Below are 15,308 nucleotides of genomic sequence, written 5' to 3' on the forward strand. Positions count from 1 at the left end.
GACCCGGACCGCCCGCCGGCGGAGACACGGCGGCCGCGCTCGGAGTGGCGCCGACGGGGTCAGCGGAAGTCCCGTGACCGGTGCGGCGCCTGCACGGTGAGCCGTTCGAAGCGGTCGACCACGAGGTTCGTCACGCCCTCCGGCGAACGCTCCAGGATGCCTCGGACGACCATCGCCGGCGCCTCCCTCGCGATGCGCCGGTAGCGGTTCCAGACGCCGACCCCGGCGATCACGTTGAGGGTGCCCGACTCGTCCTCCAGGTTCAGGAAGGTGATGCCCGAGGCGGTCGCCGGACGCTGCCGGTGGGTGACCACCCCGCCCACCTCGACGCGCCGCCCGGACTCGACGGCCTGCAGGCGGTCGATCCGCACCGCGCCGCGGGCGTCGAGCTCCTCCCGCGCGTGCCGGATCGGATGGTCGTCGGGGGAGATGCCCGTCGCCCAGAGGTCGTAGACCACCTGCTCGGCCTCGCTCAGGATCGGCAGCAGCGGCGGCTGCACCACCACGACGGAGCCCACCAGGAACTCCGCCCGGTCCTGCGCGGCCTCGCCCGCGAGCCACAGCGCCTCGCGCGGCGCCAGTCCGAACGTCTCGAAGGCGCCGGCGGCGGCGAGGGCCTCGAGCTGCTCGGTGTCGAGCCCGGCCCGGCGCGCCACCTCGGCCATGTCGCGATAGGGGCCGCCCGACTCGCGTTCGGCCACGATGCGCTCGGCCACCGCCGTGCCGATCGAGGCGACGTCGGCGAGCCCGAGGCGCACGGCGAAGGCGCCGTCGCGGCGGTGCTCGGCCGAACGGTCGGGGGCCGCCCGGTCGAAGTCGCCGACCTCGGGCTGCTCGGCATCGAGGCATCCGCCCAGGCCGCTCGGCGGCCGCCCCGGATCGCCGAGCGGGCCACGGACCTCGGCGCGGTCGAGCGGCTCGAGCCCTGCGTGCACCGCGGAACGGAGGATGTCGGGCCGGAGCATGCGCACCCCGTGCCGCCGGGCGTCGGCGGTCAGGGTGTGCGGCGAGTAGAAGCCCATCGGCTGCGCGCGCAGCAGCGCGGCGAGGAACGCCGCCGGATAGTGCAGCTTCAGCCACGAGCTCACGTAGACGAGCAGCGCGAACGCCAGGGCGTGGCTCTCGGCGAAGCCGAAGTTCGCGAAGGCCTCGATCTTGCCGTAGATCGCGTCGGCGTCCGCCTGGGAGAGCCCGTTGCGGGCCATCCCGGCGTAGAGCTTCTCCTGCAGCTCCGAGATCTTCTGCACGCCCCGCTTCGAGCCCATCGCCCGGCGCAGGAGGTCGGCGTCGGCCGCGGTGCAATCGCCCACGGCGACGGCCATCTGCATGAGCTGCTCCTGGAAGAGCGGCACCCCGAGGGTGCGCTTCAGCACCGGCTCAAGCTTCGGATGCAGGTAGCTGACCGGTTCCTCGCCCGTGCGCCGCCGGATGTAGGGGTGCACCGCGCCGCCCTGCACGGGGCCGGGCCGGATCAGCGCGATCTCGACCACGAGGTCGTAGAAGCAGCGCGGCTTCAGCCGGGGGAGCGTGCCCATCTGCGCCCGGCTCTCGACCTGGAACACGCCGATGGAGTCGGCGCGGCAGAGCATGTCGTAGACGGCCGGCTCCTCCTTCGGGATGGAGTGCAGCTCCCAGTGCTCGCCGGTGCGGGCCTCGATCAGGTCGAAGGCGTACTGCAGGGCGGCGAGCATGCCGAGGCCGAGCAGGTCGAACTTCACGAGGCCCATCCAGGCGCAGTCGTCCTTATCCCATTGCAGCACCGTGCGCCCCGGCATGCGGGCGTGCTCGATCGGGCAGACCTCGCCGACCGGGCGGTCGGTGAGCACCATGCCGCCGGAGTGGATGCCGAGGTGCCTCGGGAAGGTGAGCAGCTGCTCCGCGAGCTCGACCACGGGGCCCGGGATGTCGTGGTCGTCGGTCTCGACCACGGCGCCCCAGCGCTCCACCTGCCGCGACCAGGCGTCCTGCTGGCCGGTCCCGTAGCCGAGCGCCTTCGCCATGTCGCGCACGGCGGCCTTCGGCCGGTAGCTGATCACGTTCGCGACCTGGGCCGCGTTCTGCCGGCCGTACTTGGCGTACACGTACTGGATGATCTCCTCGCGCCGATCGGAGTCGAAGTCGACGTCGATGTCGGGCTCCTCGTCGCGCAGGGCGGAGAGGAAGCGCTCGAAGGGCAGATCGAACTTGATCGAGTCCACCGCGGTGATCCGCAGCGCATAGCAGACGGCCGAATTCGCGGCGGAGCCGCGTCCCTGGCAGAGGATGCCTCGCCGGCGCGCCTCGGCGACGAGATCGTGCACGATCAGGAAGTAGCCGGGAAAGTCCTTCTGCTCGATGACCGCGAGCTCGTGGTCGAGACGCCGGCGCACGTGCTCGGGCACGCCGGGGTAGAGCTCCTCGGCGCCCTGCCGGACGAGCTCGCGCAACCAGCTCATCGGGGTGTGCCCCGCCGGCACCTCCTGCCTCGGGAGTCGGGGCCGGGCGCTGCGGAGCGTGAAGCCGAGCTCCTCGGCGAGCACGACGGAGCGTTCGACCGCGCCCGGGTAGCGGCCGAAGCGGGCCAGCATCTCGGCGCCGCTGCGCAGGTGCTGCTCGTTCGCGGCCGGCAGCCAGCCGTCGAGCTCGTCGAGGCTGCGCCTGGCCCGCACCGCCGACAGGGCGTTCGCGAGGCGGTGCTCGCCCGGCGTCGCGTAGTGCACGGCGTTCGTGGCGAGCAGCGGCACCCCGGCACCGGCGGCGATCGCGGCGAGCCGGTCGTTCGCGCGCTGGTCGCCGGGATGCCCGTGGTCGAAGAGCTCCACCACCACCTGCTCCCGGCCGAACAGGGCGATCAGCCGATCGAGCTCGCGCCGAGCCCCGTCGTCGCCCTCGGCCGCGAGCGCCCGGCGCACCGCGCTCTTGCGGCAGCCCGTCGGCACGACCCACTCGCCGCCGGCCTGCTCCGCGAGCCGTTCGAGCTCGTAGACGGGGCGTCCCTTCTCGCCCCCGGCGAGCTGCGCCGCCGTGATGGCCGCCGCGAGCCGGTGGTAGCCGGCCTCGCCCCGGGCGAGGACGAGCAGGTGCTCGCCCTCGGGGTCGGCGGCGCCCAGCTGCGGGGCGGAGAGGCCGAGGGAGAGCTCGGCCCCGTAGACCGTGCGCAGCTCGGGGAAGCTCTCGGCCGCCTCGGCGAAGCGGACGATGCCGTAGAAGCCGTCGTGGTCCGTGATCGCGAGGCCGGAGAGCCCGAGGCGCCTCGCCTCCTCCACGAGCTGCTCGGGCTGGGAGGCGCCGTCGAGGAAGCTGTAGTTGGAGTGCACGTGCAGCTCCGCGTAGGGCACGAGCGGCCCGCTCGGCGCGACGAGCCCCTCGCTCGGCCGGTACGGGGCGCGCTTCCGGCTGAAGGCCGGCCCGTCGCCGCCGTCGGCGATGAGCTTCGACGGCGTCGGCCGGCGCCGGTCGGACAGCTTGCGTTCGAGCTCCGACCAGGGGATCTCGGGGTTGTTCCAGCCCATCAGTCGCGCCCCATCAGTCGTACCTCGCCTCAGCCCACCAGCCCTCCGCGTCGCGGAGCAGCAGCCAGGCGCAGCCGTCGTGGTCGACGAGCTGGAAGCGGTGCACCCGCCTCGCCCGCTCCGGATCCCACCAGCGCTCGACGACGGGCCACGGGCCGGCCCAGGCGCGCACCTCGGCCGGCTGCTGCCCGGCGAGGGCGAAGCCGGCCGGCGGGGAGCCGATCGCTCCGCGCTCGTCGATCGTGACGGAGCCGCCCGCGGCGTCGCGGAGGAGCACCGCCACCGGCTCGTCGAAGACGCTCGCCGGCGCTCGCGCGGGCAGGGTGCCCGGCCACGGCCCGGGCCGGACCGCCGGGGCGCGGTCGCCCCAGGGCACGAGCACCTGCCGGTCGCCGAGGAGCCGCCCGCCGCCGACGGCCGCGGTGGCGACCCCCTCGTGCCCGAGGAGCCCCTGCACGCGGGTGAGCGCGTGATGCACCCGTTCGTCGGGACCGCCGCCCCAGAGCCCGGGCTCGTGGTCTCCGGTCGAGTCCAGCCGCTCGGGGATGATGCGCACCCGGGTCACCGCGGCGGCGAGCCCGGCTTCGGCGCTGCCCGCGCCCTGCAGCTGCCAGCGCACCCGATCGAGCACCTCCGAGGCGGTGAACCAGCGCGGATGCAGCCAACTGCGCCCGGAGTGGCCGCCGCGGTCGTCCTCCAGCTCGACCCGGAGCGCGGTGCAGACGAGCCTCGACTCGCGGATGCGATCGATGAACCGTTCGGCCGAGACCCGGAACGCGAAGGCGAGCTGATCGATCCGGTCGATCGGCGGCTCGAAGCGCTGCTCCACCTCGAACTCCGGCGGAGGCGTGCGGGCCGCCACCTCGGACTGCTCGCGCCCGGCGGCCCGCTCGTGCGCGAACGCCCCGGCCGGGCCGAAGCGCCGACGCACGTCGGCGGCCGGCAGCGCCGCGAGCTCCCCGAGCGTGCGCACCCCGAGCCGCAGGAGCAGTGTGCGGGTGCGCTGATCGACGACGAGCGAGACGGGCAGCGGTGCCAGGAACTCGGCCGAGCCGCCCTCCGGGACGACTCCGACGGGGGAGCGCAGCGCGCTGCGGGCCGCCTGCTCGGCCGCGAAGGGGCCGTCGGCGATGCCGATCTTCGCCCCGGGCACTCCGAGCGCGGCGACGGTGTCGAGCAGGGCGCCCGCCGCCTGCGCCTCGCCCCCGTAGTACCGGACCGGGCCGCGCGCCCGCATCGCGAGCGTGCCGGGCCGCACGAGCTGCACGGCGGGCACCGCCTGCTCCACCCCGCGCACCACGGGCTCGAAGGCGCGATGATCGAGCACGGGGTCGTAGGGGAGCACGAGGAGTTCGGGGGAGCGGTACTGCGCCTCGCGCAGGCGGAGGCCCCTGACGACCCCGTCGCGGCGTGCCGCGGCCGAGCAGGAGTGCACGGCGCCGCCCTCGATGAGCGCGATCGGCCGTGCCGGGTCGAGCCCCGCCTCACGGCCCGCGGCGAGGACCGGCCAGTCGGGGCACCAGAGCACGATGGTGCGGGTGTGCCGGATCATCCCGCCCGCCGTTCTGCGCCGATCCGGCGGACCTCGGCCAGCGGCTGCACTTCGGCGAAGCCCCGCGCCTCCTCAGCGAGCCGGAGCCGCGCGCGTCGCCCGCTCGCGAAGCCCCCGCGACCGGAGGCGCGCACGAGCAGCTCGTGATCGGCGAGCAGGCCGTGCCCGCGCTCGAGCCCGCTCCAGCCGCTCGACTCGACGCCGAGGCTCGCCTCGCTGCCCGGCCAGCTGCCGGCCACGAGGAGGGCGGCGCCGCGCTCGCGGAGCCTGGCCGCGAGCCTGGACGCCTCGGCCGGCTGCACCCGGCCGCCGGGGCGGACCGCGACGAGGGGGATGGCCTCGGCGAGTGTCGCGACGACGGTGAACCAGTGCCGCCCGGGCCGCGGCACGAGCGCGAGCCGGTCGAGGTCGAGTCCGAACCGCTCGGCCGCCTCGACCCCGAACTCGGGGATGCCGACGACCGCGCACCAGCGCCCGGCGGCGCTCGCCTCGGCGAGCAGGGCCATCAGCACCGAGCCGGAGCCGTGCACCTCGGTGACGGTGCCCTCGCGCAGCGCCCCACCGGGGAGGAGTCCCGCGAACGCGGGATGGGTCGGCAGCGCGCGCCCCTCGAGCCTCGTCGCCTGCATGCCGTGGATGCGGCTCTGCAGCTCGGCGACCCGCTCGAGGCGGGTGCGCTGGGGAAGGGTCGAGGTCACTCATCCAGTTTCGAACAGAGATTCGAAAACGGCAAGTCCGCAATCGAACAGGTATTCGACTCTCCGGATGGGTGGGCGAGGCCGGAAAACGCGAAAGGGCCGGATCTTTCGATCCGGCCCTTTCGACCACGTGCGCGAGGGGGGACTTGAACCCCCACGCCCTATACGGGCACTAGCACCTCAAGCTAGCGCGTCTGCCAATTCCGCCACCCGCGCGTGGTTTCCCGCTGATCTCTCAGCGGGCCGTAGAAGACATTAGCACGGTTTCGGAGGGCCGTTTGACCACCACGGGCGACCGCGGCATCCGCCCCTCCGAAAGCGCAGATCACGCTGCTGAAACTCGTTCCCCGAGGGGGCCGCGCCGGGAGAATCGGGGGAGTGGGGGAGAACGAGCCGGGCACGATAGCGTGGAGCGCATGGCCGAGGCAGCGACGACCCCCGCGATCACCGACGAACTCGACGAGACGGCGAGCATCGCGCAGGAGCTGATCCGCTTCGACACCACGAACTACGGCGAGGGGCGCGCCAACGGCGAGCGCGAGGCCGCCGAGTACGTCGAGGCCAAGCTCTCCGCCCTCGGTCTCGCCCCGCAGCTGTTCGAGTCGGCTCCGCGCCGAGCGAGTGTCATCGCACGAGTGCCGGGCCGGAATCCCGAGAAGCCGGCGCTCGTGCTGCACGGCCACCTCGACGTGGTCCCCGCCGACCCGCGCAACTGGAGCGTCGACCCCTTCGCGGGCGAGGTGCGCGACGGCATGCTCTGGGGTCGCGGCGCGGTGGACATGAAGGACATGGACGCCATGATGCTGACGGCGCTCGGCGACATCCTGCGCAGCGGCCGCCAGCCGGAGCGCGAGCTCGTCGTCGCGTTCTTCGCCGACGAGGAGGCCGGCGGCGACTACGGCGCGCACTGGCTCGTCGAGCACCACCCCGAGCTCTTCGCCGGCGCCACCGAGGCGATCAGCGAGGTCGGCGGCTACTCCATCACCGTCGGCGGCACCCGGGCCTACCTGCTGCAGACGGGGGAGAAGTCCCTGCTCTGGGTGCGGCTCGTCGCCACCGGCACGGCCGCGCACGGCTCCCGACTCATCCACGACAACGCCGTCACGAAGCTCGCCGAGGCCGTCGCCCGCATCGGCCGTACGGAGTGGCCGCTGCGCCTCACCGGCACCACCACGGAGCTCCTCGCCGCCGTCGCCGGAGTGCTCGGCGTCGACCCCCAGCAGGTCTCGCCCGACGAGCTCGCCCTCGCCACCGGTTCCGCCTCGGGCTTCATCACCGCGACGCTGCGCACGACGACCAACCCGACGCTGCTCGAGGCCGGCTACAAGCACAACGTCATCCCCGACCGGGCCGAGGCGCTCGTCGACATCCGCACCCTCCCGGGCGAGGAGGACGAGGTGCTCGCCGCGATCCGCGCGCTCGCCGGCGACGACGTCGAGGTCGAGATCGTGCACCGTGACGTCGGCCTCGAGGCATCCACGACCGGCCCGCTCGTCGACGCGGTCGCCGGGGCGATCGGCCGGCACGACCCCGGCGCCCCGGTGTTCCCGTACCTGCTCTCGGGCGGCACCGACAACAAGGCGCTCTCCAGGCTCGGCATCGCCGGCTACGGCTTCGCGCCGCTCCGACTGCCCGAGAACATCGATTTCCCGGCGATGTTCCACGGCGTCGACGAGCGCGTGCCGCTCGACGCGCTCTCCTTCGGGCATCGCGTGCTTCGCGACCTGCTGCTCGAATACTGAGCCCTCCCGCGGAGGGGGCTTACGATCGTCTCCGTCGCCGCACGCCACCGACCGAACGGACACACGACACGTGATCGAAGCCCTCATCCTCGGGTTCGTCCAGGGACTGACCGAGTTCCTCCCCATCTCCTCGAGCGCGCACCTGCGCATCCTGGGTGAGCTCCTGCCTGGCGCGCAGGACCCGGGCGCGGCGTTCACCGCCATCACCCAGATCGGCACCGAGGCGGCGGTCGTCGTGTTCTTCTGGCGCGACATCGTGCGGATCATCTCGCACTGGTTCGGCTCGTTCACGGGCCGGGTGCCGCGGAACGACCCCGACGCCCGGATGGGCTGGCTCATCATCGTCGGCTCGATCCCGATCGTGGCGCTCGGCGTGCTCTTCCAGGACGAGATCGAGACGACCTTCCGCTCGCTCTGGATCGTCGCGACGATGCTCATCGTCTTCGGCATCATCCTCGGTCTCGCCGACTGGGCCGGCCGCAAGACCCGCACCCTCCGGGAGCTGAACGTGCCGCACGGCATCCTGTTCGGCTTCGCGCAGGCGCTCGCGCTCATCCCCGGCGTCTCGCGCTCGGGCGGCACGATCTCGATGGGGCTCTTCCTCGGCTACGAGCGGGCCGCCGCCGCGCGCTACGCGTTCCTGCTGGCGATCCCCGCCGTCTTCGGCTCGGGCTTCTACCAGCTCTTCAAGAGCATCGGCGAACCGAGCGTCTACGGGCTCGTCGAGACGGGCGCGGCGACGCTCGTCGCCTTCGTCGTGGGGCTGCTCGTCATCGCGTTCTTCATGAACTACATCTCGAAGCGCAGCTTCCTGCCCTTCGTGATCTACCGGATCCTGCTCGGCGGGCTGCTGCTCGTGCTGCTCGGCACGGGCGTGCTGAGCGCCTGAGCCCCGCCCGGGTCAGCCCGCCCGGGTCAGCCCTCCCGGGTCAGCCCTCCCGGGGCCGCCAGGGCTCGTCGCCGGCCGGGCCGTCGCCGCGACGGCGCAGGTAGCGCTCGAACTCCTTGGCGATCGCCTCGCCGCTCGCCTCCGGGGCGTCGACCGCGTCGCGGGCCTCTTCGAGCTGGGCGATGTAGGCGGCCATCTCGTCGTCCTCCGCCGCGAGGGCGTCGACGCCGGCCTCCCAGGCCTTCGACTCGATCTCGAGCGAGCCCCGGGGGATCGAGAGCCCCGTCAGCTCCTCGAGCTTGCCGAGGAGCGCCAGCACCGCCTTCGGCGACGGCGCGTTGTGCACGTAGTGCGGGACCGAGGCCCACAGGGAGACGGTCGGGATGCCGGCGCGCTCGGCCTGATCGGCGATGACGCTGAGGATGCCGACGGGCCCCTCGTAGCTCGAGCGCTCGACGCCGAGCGAGGCGCGCACCTCGGGGTTCTCGCTCGAGGCGAAGACCGCGAGCGGCCGGGTGTGCGGCGCGTCGGCGAGCATGGCGCCGAGCAGCACGATGCCGTCGATGTCGGCCGCGAGCGCGGCGTCGACGAGCTCGGCGGTGAACGCCTTCCAGCTGCGTGCCGGCTCGGCGCCGAGCAGCACGTGCAGTCCCTCGGCGCCCGGCCCGGTGAGCTGCTCCTCCGGCTCGTCGAGCTCGGGCTCGCCGCCCGGCCCGAGGATCGCGGCGCCCGGCCACTCGATCCGGCGCACGCCGTCGTCGCCGGCGACGATCGACGGCCGCGAGAACTGGAAGTCGAAGTAGAGCTCGGGGTCGACCGCGGCGATCTCGACGAGCCCCAGCCGACGGGTCAGCAGCTTCGCCGCCCCGGTCGCCGCCTCGCCCGCGTCGTTCCACCCCTCGAAGGCCACGACGAGGAGTCGTCCGCCGTCGAATCCGACCGGATGGTCCACTGGCGTCGCCCCGCTTCCTGCGCCCGGACGATCCGGGTTCGGTTCCACAATAGGCGGTGCCCGTAGACTTGCCCGTTGTGACTCCTCGCCTTCCCGCCGCCGTCCTCTGGGACATGGACGGCACGCTCGTCGATACCGAACCGTACTGGCTCCGCGCCGAGGCCGAACTCGTCCGCTCGCACGGCGGCGTCTGGACCGAGGAGGACGGGCTGCAGCTCGTCGGTTCCGGCCTCTGGGAGTCGGCCGCCGTCTTCCAACGGGCGGGCGTCGCCCTCTCCGCCGACGAGATCGTGCACCACCTCACCGGCCGCGTGCGCGAGCAGATCGTCGCCGAGGGCGCGCCGTGGCGCCCCGGTGCGCGCGAGCTCCTGCGGGAGATCCGCGAGGCGGGGGTGCCGACCGGTCTCGTCACGATGTCGCTGCGCGCGATGGCGGAGGACATCGTCGCCGCCACCGGATTCGAGGCGTTCGACGTGCTCGTGGCCGGCGACATGGTCGACCACCCGAAGCCCCACCCCGAGCCCTACCTGCGCGCCGCCGAGCAGCTCGGCGTCGACATCACCGCCTGCATCGCGCTCGAGGACTCCCCGCCAGGGGTCGCCTCCGCGGCGGCGTCCGGGGCGTTCGCCCTCGGCATCCCGCACATCGCCTCGCTCGACGGCAGCGACGCGCACCTGCTGTGGCCGACGCTGGCCGGGCGTACGAGCGTCCAGCTGTTCGAGGCCGCGAGCGCCCACCTGGCCTCGCAGCGCCTCGCCGACGAGCCCGAGGAGGCCAACGCGTGAACGAGAGCCGCGGCGAGCGGAGCGGCCCCTTCCGGGTCGGCGACCGCGTCCAGCTCACCGGACCGAAGGGGCGGATGCACACCATCACCCTGGAACCCGGCAAGGTCTTCCACTCGCACAAGGGCGGCATCGCCCACGACGCCGTGATCGGGCTGCCCGACGGCTCGGTCGTCGCGAACGAGGTCGGCGTCGAATACCTGGCGCTCCGGCCGCTGCTCAGCGACTTCGTCATGTCGATGCCGCGCGGCGCGGCCATCGTCTACCCGAAGGACGCGGCCCAGATCCTCGCGCAGGCCGACGTCTTCCCCGGCGCCACCGTCGTCGAGGCGGGAGTCGGCTCGGGCGCCCTCTCGCTGTGGCTGCTGCGCGCCATCGGCCCCGAGGGCCGGCTGCACTCCTTCGAACGGCGCGACGAGTTCGCCGAGGTCGCTCGCGGCAACGTCGCGACCTTCCACGGTCGCGACCCGGAGAACTGGTCGATCACGCTCGGCGACCTCGCCGAGGCGCTCCCGGAGACCGTCGCCGACGGCTCCGTCGACCGGGTCGTGCTCGACATGCTCGCGCCCTGGGAGTGCATCGGCGCGGTGTCCCGCGCACTGAAGCCCGGCGGGGTCGTGCTCTGCTACGTCGCCACCGTCACCCAGCTCTCCAGGGTCGCCGAGGCCATCCGGGCGACGGGGGAGTACACCGACCCCGACGCGAACGAGACCATGGTGCGCGGCTGGCACGTGCAGGGGCTCGCGGTCCGGCCGGACCACCGCATGATCGCGCACACCGGCTTCCTCATCACCGCCCGCCGGCTCGCGCCGGACACCGTGCTGCCCGAGCTCAAGCGCCGCCCGTCGAAGACGGAGTTCAGCGACGAGGACGTCGAGGCGTGGACGCCCGGCGCCCTCGGCGAGCGGACGGTCAGCGACAAGGCGCTCCGCAAGCGCGTCCGCGCCGCGGACACCGCGGCCGGCCACGCCCGCGCCCCCATCGACGAGGCCCCCGGCGATGCCGGGTAGGCTTTCATCGCTCACCGCCGCCCAGGCGGCATCCGTGACCGCATCCCAGAATCGAGGATCCGTGCGCTCGTCTCTCGCGCTCATCGCCGCCCTCGGCGTCGCCGTCGCCCTCTCCGCCTGCTCGACCGGACCCGCACCCGAGGCCGGCCCCGGCGCCTCGACCGAGGCGGTCACCGTGACGGGCGAGTTCGGCTCCGAGCCGAAGGTGACGTTCCCCACCCCGCTGACGCCGACCGAGACCCAGTGCGAGGTGCTGCACGAGGGCGAGGGCGACTCCATCGCGGAGGGCCAGCTCGTCGAGGTGGCGTTCGTCGCGTACGACGGCGGCACCGGCGAGAAGCTCGGCGGCGGCGGCTTCGGCGATGCGGGCGGCCAGCTGATGACGCGGGGCGGCTCCGACTCGGTCCCGGCCTTCGACAAGGGCCTCAGCTGCGCCAGCGAGGGCTCGCGCGTCATGTTCGTCGCGGCCGACTACGACGCGAGCGGGGCCGGAGAGCCCACTCCGGGCGCCGACCCGAAGAACGGCGTGGTGTTCGTCCTCGACGTGCTCCGCGCCTTCCCGATGAAGGCCGAGGGCGCCCCGCAGCTCACCCGCGACGGATTCCCCGCGGTCGTGCTCGCGCCCGACGGCCGTCCCGGCATCACGGTGCCGAAGTCCGACCCGCCCGCCGACGCGAAGCAGACCACCGCGGTCGAGACGCTCAAGGGCGGCAACGGCCCGGTCGTGAAGGACGGCGACACGGTCGTCGTGCAGTTCACCGCCGTGAACTGGGACGACAACCAGGTCATCGAGGAGCTCTCCACCTGGGACCAGGGAACGCCCGCGCGGGTCGGCGCGACGAGCGACGCGGCGACGGCGATGCAGATCGGCCTCCCCGTCGGCTTCACGAAGTCGCTCATCGGCCAGCAGGTCGGCTCGCAGCTCGGCCTCATCATCCCGGCGAGCGAGGCGTACGGCGAGCAGGGGGCCGGCAACGGGGTCATCGCCCCGAACGCCACGCTCTTCTTCGTGGTCGACATCCTGGGCGTCCTCTGATTCCCGCGCGGCGGCGACCGGCCCCGGCCGGTTCAGTATGATCGCTGCTGTGGCGGAGAAGTCTCGGGGAACGCCCCGCATCCAGGTCGAGGACCGCCTCTTCAGCCTCGTGCTCGCGCTGCTCGCGACCGAGACCGGGCTGCTGAAGTCGGAGATCCTGTCGACCGTGCGCGGCTACGCCGAGCGCTACGACCCGTCCGGGGCGAACGCGAGCCTCGAGCGCCAGTTCGAGCGCGACAAGGACGAGGTGCGCGAGCTCGGCATCCCGCTCGAGACCATCGAGTCGCCCGATCGCCCGGGCGACAACCAGTCCCTTCGCTACCGCATCCCCAAGGGCCGCTACGACCTGCCCGACGAGGTCACCTTCACCCCCGACGAGCTCGCCCTGCTGGGCCTCGCCGCCGAAGTGTGGCGCGAGGCATCCCTCTCCTCCGACTCGCAGCGCGCCCTCACGAAGCTGCGCGCCCTCGGCATCGAGCCGCGCGAGCCGGTCATCGGCTACGCCCCTCGGCTGCGGGTGCGCGACGCCGCCTTCGAGCCGCTGCGCCAGGCGCTCGACCGCCGGCAGGCGGTCTCCTTCCGCTACTTCAAGCCCGGCGAGCCCGCCCCGCGCCTCCGCCGCGTCGAGCCGTATGCGGTCGTGCTGCACGAGGGCCGCTGGCATCTGCACGGCCGCGACCGCGACGCCGACGGCCTGCGCACCTACCTGCTCTCCCGCATCGTCGGCCCCGTCGAGGTGCTGACCGGCGTCTCCTTCGAGGCGCCGCCCGCCGACGTGCAGGACCGCATCCTCGGCGAGCTCGAGGCGCTCCGGCTGCAGAACACGGCCGACCTGGCCGTCGCCGCCGGCAGCGACGCCGAGGTCCGTCTCGGCAAGCGCGCCGTGCTCCGCGACGACGACCGCGGAGTGATCAGCCTGCACTACACCGACGCGGCCGTCTTCGCCGACGAACTCGCCGCCTACGGCCCTGAGGTGCGCGTGCTCTCGCCGGCCGAGCTCCGCGACGCGGTCCAGGCGCGGCTCGCGATCGTCGCGGCTGCGCACGACGAGGCGGGGGAGAGCTGATGGCCGCACGCAAGCCGCTGCGCGCCTCCGACAAGCTCGTGTTCCTGCTCGCCTTCGTGCCGTACCTCCTCGAGCGGCGGGTGGTCGACGTGTCCGAGGCGGCGGAGTACTTCGGCCTCGGCGAGGGCGAGATCCGCGACGCGGTCCGTCTGATCGCGACCTCGGGCCTGCCGGGCGAGACCGGCACCTACCAGCCGAACGACCTGTTCGACATCGACTGGGACTCCTTCGAGGACGACGACGTCATCGTGATCGTGCACCACGTCGCGATCGACGACGCGCCCCGCCTGTCGGCGCGCGAGGCGAGCGCGCTCATCGCCGGCCTGCAGTACCTCTCTGCGTCCCCGGAGAACGCGGGCAGCGCCAGGCTCGCGGCCCTGCTCGAGAAGCTCCGGCTCGGCACCACCGGCGCCCCCACGCAGCTCGCGGTGGCCGAGACGGAGGCGGATGCCTCGCTCGCCCGCATCCGCGAGGCGGTCGCCGCCGGACGCCAGCTCGAGTTCGACTACCGCAATGCGCTGGGGGAGCGGGCCAGGCGCCGCGTCGACCCGCTCCGCATCGCGTCCCTCGGGGCCGACTGGTATCTCCAGGCGTACGACCACGGCCGGGAGGACATGCGCAACTTCCGCGTCGATCGGATGACCGGGCTGCTCGTGAGCGAACGGCCGATCGCCGACCACAGCGGCCGCGAGGTGCCCGACACCCTCTTCCACGGCTCCGACACCGACCTCGACGTCGTGGTCGACGTCGCCGAGGAGACGCTGCCGCTGCTCGCCGACTATCTGGCCGACTCCAGCAGTGAGCCGGCGGGCGACCGGCTGCGGGTGACGCTGCGCGTGGCGCACTATCACGGCCTCAAGCGCCTCATCGCGGGACTGCCGGGGCTCGTCACGGTGGTCGCGCCCGCCGAGGCCAGGGCCGCGGTCGCGGAGTGGGCGCGCGCGGGCCTCGCCGGCTACGAGACCCCGGACGTCCCGACTGGCGGCTCCGGCATTGGTCCGACCGGCTAGACTGATCCCCACGAGTTTCCGAACATTGGACGAGCCCCCATGTTTCAAGGTTTCACCGGTTGGCACGCGCTGATCATCCTTGTGGTCATCCTGCTGCTGTTCGGCGCGCCCAAGCTGCCCGCCCTCGCCCGCAGCCTCGGCCAGTCGATGAAGATCCTGAAGAGCGAAGTCCGTTCCGACCAGTCCGGCGAGGACGCCGCTGACGGCACGGGCGCCTCGGGCGAGCAGCAGCCCAAGGCGGGCAGCACGGACTCCGGCAAGAACGCCTGACCTCCCGTGACCGCGGTGAGAGAGCGCGGTGAGAAGAACCGCGAGAAGCGGATGTCGCTCGGCGCGCATCTGATCGAGCTGCGCAAGCGGCTCTTCATCTCCGCCATCGCCATCGTCGTCGGCGCCGTCGGCGGCTGGATCCTCACCGACCTGTTCGTGTGGGACGCCATCCAAGAACCCGTGCACCGGGTCGCGGAGGCGACCGGCAAGCAGGCCGAGATCGTCTTCCCGACGATCGGCAGCGCCTTCGACCTGCGTCTGCAGATCGCGTTCACCATCGGCATCGTGCTCTCGAGCCCGGTGTGGCTCTACCAGATCTTCGCCTTCCTGGTGCCCGGGCTGAACACCCGCGAGCGCAAGTTCACGCTCGCGTTCTTCGCCTCGGCGATCCCGCTCTTCCTGCTCGGCTGCGCAGCCGGCTGGTTCGTGCTGCCGAACATCGTGAAGGTGATGACGAGCTTCGTGCCCGACACCTCGCCGGCCTGGCTGACCGCGAAGGAGTACGTCGACTTCGTGCTGAAGCTCGTGCTCGCAATCGGCGTCGCCTTCGTCGTGCCGGTGTTCATCGTGCTGCTGAACTACGCGGGCATCTTCAGCGCCGCCGCGATCCTCAAGGCGTGGCGGGTGGCCATCCTCGTGATCATCCTGTTCACCGCGATCGCGACCCCGTCGGCCGACGTCGTGTCGATGTTCCTGCTCGCGATCCCGATGATCCTGCTCTACTTCGTGGCCTGGTTCCTCTCGTTCCTGCACGATCGCCGTGTCGCGAAGCGGAATGCCGCCGAGTTCGGGGCGGCTGTCTAGGCTGGA

13 protein-coding genes and 1 tRNA gene are annotated in these 15,308 nt (G+C 72.9%); 9 read left to right on the top strand and 5 right to left on the bottom strand.

Features of this window, described 5'->3' with window-relative positions; genetic code table 11:
* Positions 1–59: 59 nt before the first annotated feature.
* The 4 genes from MTP13_RS14185 to MTP13_RS14200 form a co-directional block, all read right to left on the bottom strand.
* Positions 60–3,491, bottom strand: a complete 3,432-nt coding sequence (locus MTP13_RS14185; protein ID WP_243568355.1) for an error-prone DNA polymerase — start codon at positions 3,489–3,491, stop codon at positions 60–62.
* Positions 3,492–3,504: 13 nt separating this feature from the next.
* Entirely contained in the window at positions 3,505–5,043 is a 1,539-nt protein-coding gene (locus tag MTP13_RS14190) for a Y-family DNA polymerase (RefSeq protein WP_243568356.1), read from the bottom strand.
* Positions 5,040–5,741 carry a hypothetical protein gene (locus MTP13_RS14195; protein WP_243568357.1) on the bottom strand — a complete coding sequence of 234 codons (702 nt, stop codon included), beginning with the start codon at positions 5,739–5,741 and terminating at the stop codon, positions 5,040–5,042. Before MTP13_RS14195 ends, MTP13_RS14190 begins: the two co-directional genes overlap by 4 nt.
* Positions 5,742–5,872: 131 nt before the next feature.
* Positions 5,873–5,957, bottom strand: a tRNA-Leu gene (locus MTP13_RS14200).
* Positions 5,958–6,157: 200 nt separating this feature from the next.
* Between MTP13_RS14200 and MTP13_RS14205 the strand changes: the two genes are divergently transcribed.
* Both MTP13_RS14205 and MTP13_RS14210 read left to right on the top strand, forming a co-directional pair.
* Positions 6,158–7,483, top strand: a complete 1,326-nt coding sequence (locus tag MTP13_RS14205; protein ID WP_243568358.1) for a M20/M25/M40 family metallo-hydrolase — start codon at positions 6,158–6,160, stop codon at positions 7,481–7,483.
* 70 nt (positions 7,484–7,553) lie between these two features.
* The gene (locus MTP13_RS14210) at positions 7,554–8,372 is read left to right on the top strand and encodes an undecaprenyl-diphosphate phosphatase (protein ID WP_229781860.1); all 819 of its coding nucleotides are present in this window, start codon (positions 7,554–7,556) and stop codon (positions 8,370–8,372) included.
* 40 nt (positions 8,373–8,412) lie between these two features.
* Here MTP13_RS14210 and MTP13_RS14215 read toward each other — a convergent pair whose 3' ends face one another.
* Positions 8,413–9,324 carry a PAC2 family protein gene (locus tag MTP13_RS14215; RefSeq protein WP_243568359.1) on the bottom strand — a complete coding sequence of 304 codons (912 nt, stop codon included), beginning with the start codon at positions 9,322–9,324 and terminating at the stop codon, positions 8,413–8,415.
* Between the two features lie 113 nt (positions 9,325–9,437).
* Between MTP13_RS14215 and MTP13_RS14220 the strand changes: the two genes are divergently transcribed.
* The 7 genes from MTP13_RS14220 to tatC are packed head-to-tail and all read left to right on the top strand — an operon-like array spanning position 9,438 to position 15,302.
* The gene (locus MTP13_RS14220; RefSeq protein ID WP_243570841.1) at positions 9,438–10,109 is read left to right on the top strand and encodes an HAD family hydrolase; all 672 of its coding nucleotides are present in this window, start codon (positions 9,438–9,440) and stop codon (positions 10,107–10,109) included.
* Positions 10,106–11,116 carry a tRNA (adenine-N1)-methyltransferase gene (locus MTP13_RS14225; protein ID WP_243568360.1) on the top strand — a complete coding sequence of 337 codons (1,011 nt, stop codon included), beginning with the start codon at positions 10,106–10,108 and terminating at the stop codon, positions 11,114–11,116. The genes MTP13_RS14220 and MTP13_RS14225 overlap by 4 nt, the downstream gene beginning before the upstream one ends.
* Positions 11,117–11,150: 34 nt before the next feature.
* Positions 11,151–12,152 carry an FKBP-type peptidyl-prolyl cis-trans isomerase gene (locus MTP13_RS14230; RefSeq protein WP_243568361.1) on the top strand — a complete coding sequence of 334 codons (1,002 nt, stop codon included), beginning with the start codon at positions 11,151–11,153 and terminating at the stop codon, positions 12,150–12,152.
* A gap of 49 nt (positions 12,153–12,201) precedes the next feature.
* Positions 12,202–13,218, top strand: coding sequence for a helix-turn-helix transcriptional regulator (locus MTP13_RS14235; RefSeq protein ID WP_243568362.1), 1,017 nt, complete (start codon positions 12,202–12,204; stop codon positions 13,216–13,218).
* Positions 13,218–14,228 carry a helix-turn-helix transcriptional regulator gene (locus tag MTP13_RS14240; RefSeq protein ID WP_243568363.1) on the top strand — a complete coding sequence of 337 codons (1,011 nt, stop codon included), beginning with the start codon at positions 13,218–13,220 and terminating at the stop codon, positions 14,226–14,228. The genes MTP13_RS14235 and MTP13_RS14240 overlap by 1 nt, the downstream gene beginning before the upstream one ends.
* 39 nt (positions 14,229–14,267) lie before the next feature.
* Positions 14,268–14,498 carry a twin-arginine translocase TatA/TatE family subunit gene (gene tatA / locus MTP13_RS14245; protein WP_243568364.1) on the top strand — a complete coding sequence of 77 codons (231 nt, stop codon included), beginning with the start codon at positions 14,268–14,270 and terminating at the stop codon, positions 14,496–14,498.
* A 51-nt stretch (positions 14,499–14,549) separates the two neighbouring features.
* Complete coding sequence (tatC, locus tag MTP13_RS14250; protein ID WP_243570842.1) at positions 14,550–15,302, top strand: twin-arginine translocase subunit TatC; 753 nt, start codon at positions 14,550–14,552, stop codon at positions 15,300–15,302.
* The last annotated feature ends 6 nt before the right edge of the window (positions 15,303–15,308 follow it).

Source organism: Agromyces soli (genome assembly GCF_022811605.1).
GTDB lineage: Bacteria > Actinomycetota > Actinomycetes > Actinomycetales > Microbacteriaceae > Agromyces > Agromyces soli.

Bases quoted from the DNA above. Each gene is read 5' to 3' on its own strand.
- MTP13_RS14185 (WP_243568355.1), bottom strand. From the start codon at position 3,491: ATGGGCTGGAACAACCCCGAGATCCCCTGGTCGGAGCTCGAACGCAAG.
- MTP13_RS14190 (WP_243568356.1), bottom strand. From the start codon at position 5,043: ATGATCCGGCACACCCGCACCATCGTGCTCTGGTGCCCCGACTGGCCG.
- MTP13_RS14205 (WP_243568358.1), top strand. From the start codon at position 6,158: ATGGCCGAGGCAGCGACGACCCCCGCGATCACCGACGAACTCGACGAG.
- MTP13_RS14220 (WP_243570841.1), top strand. From the start codon at position 9,438: ATGGACGGCACGCTCGTCGATACCGAACCGTACTGGCTCCGCGCCGAG.
- MTP13_RS14240 (WP_243568363.1), top strand. From the start codon at position 13,218: ATGGCCGCACGCAAGCCGCTGCGCGCCTCCGACAAGCTCGTGTTCCTG.
- tatA (WP_243568364.1), top strand. From the start codon at position 14,268: ATGTTTCAAGGTTTCACCGGTTGGCACGCGCTGATCATCCTTGTGGTC.
- tatC (WP_243570842.1), top strand. From the start codon at position 14,550: ATGTCGCTCGGCGCGCATCTGATCGAGCTGCGCAAGCGGCTCTTCATC.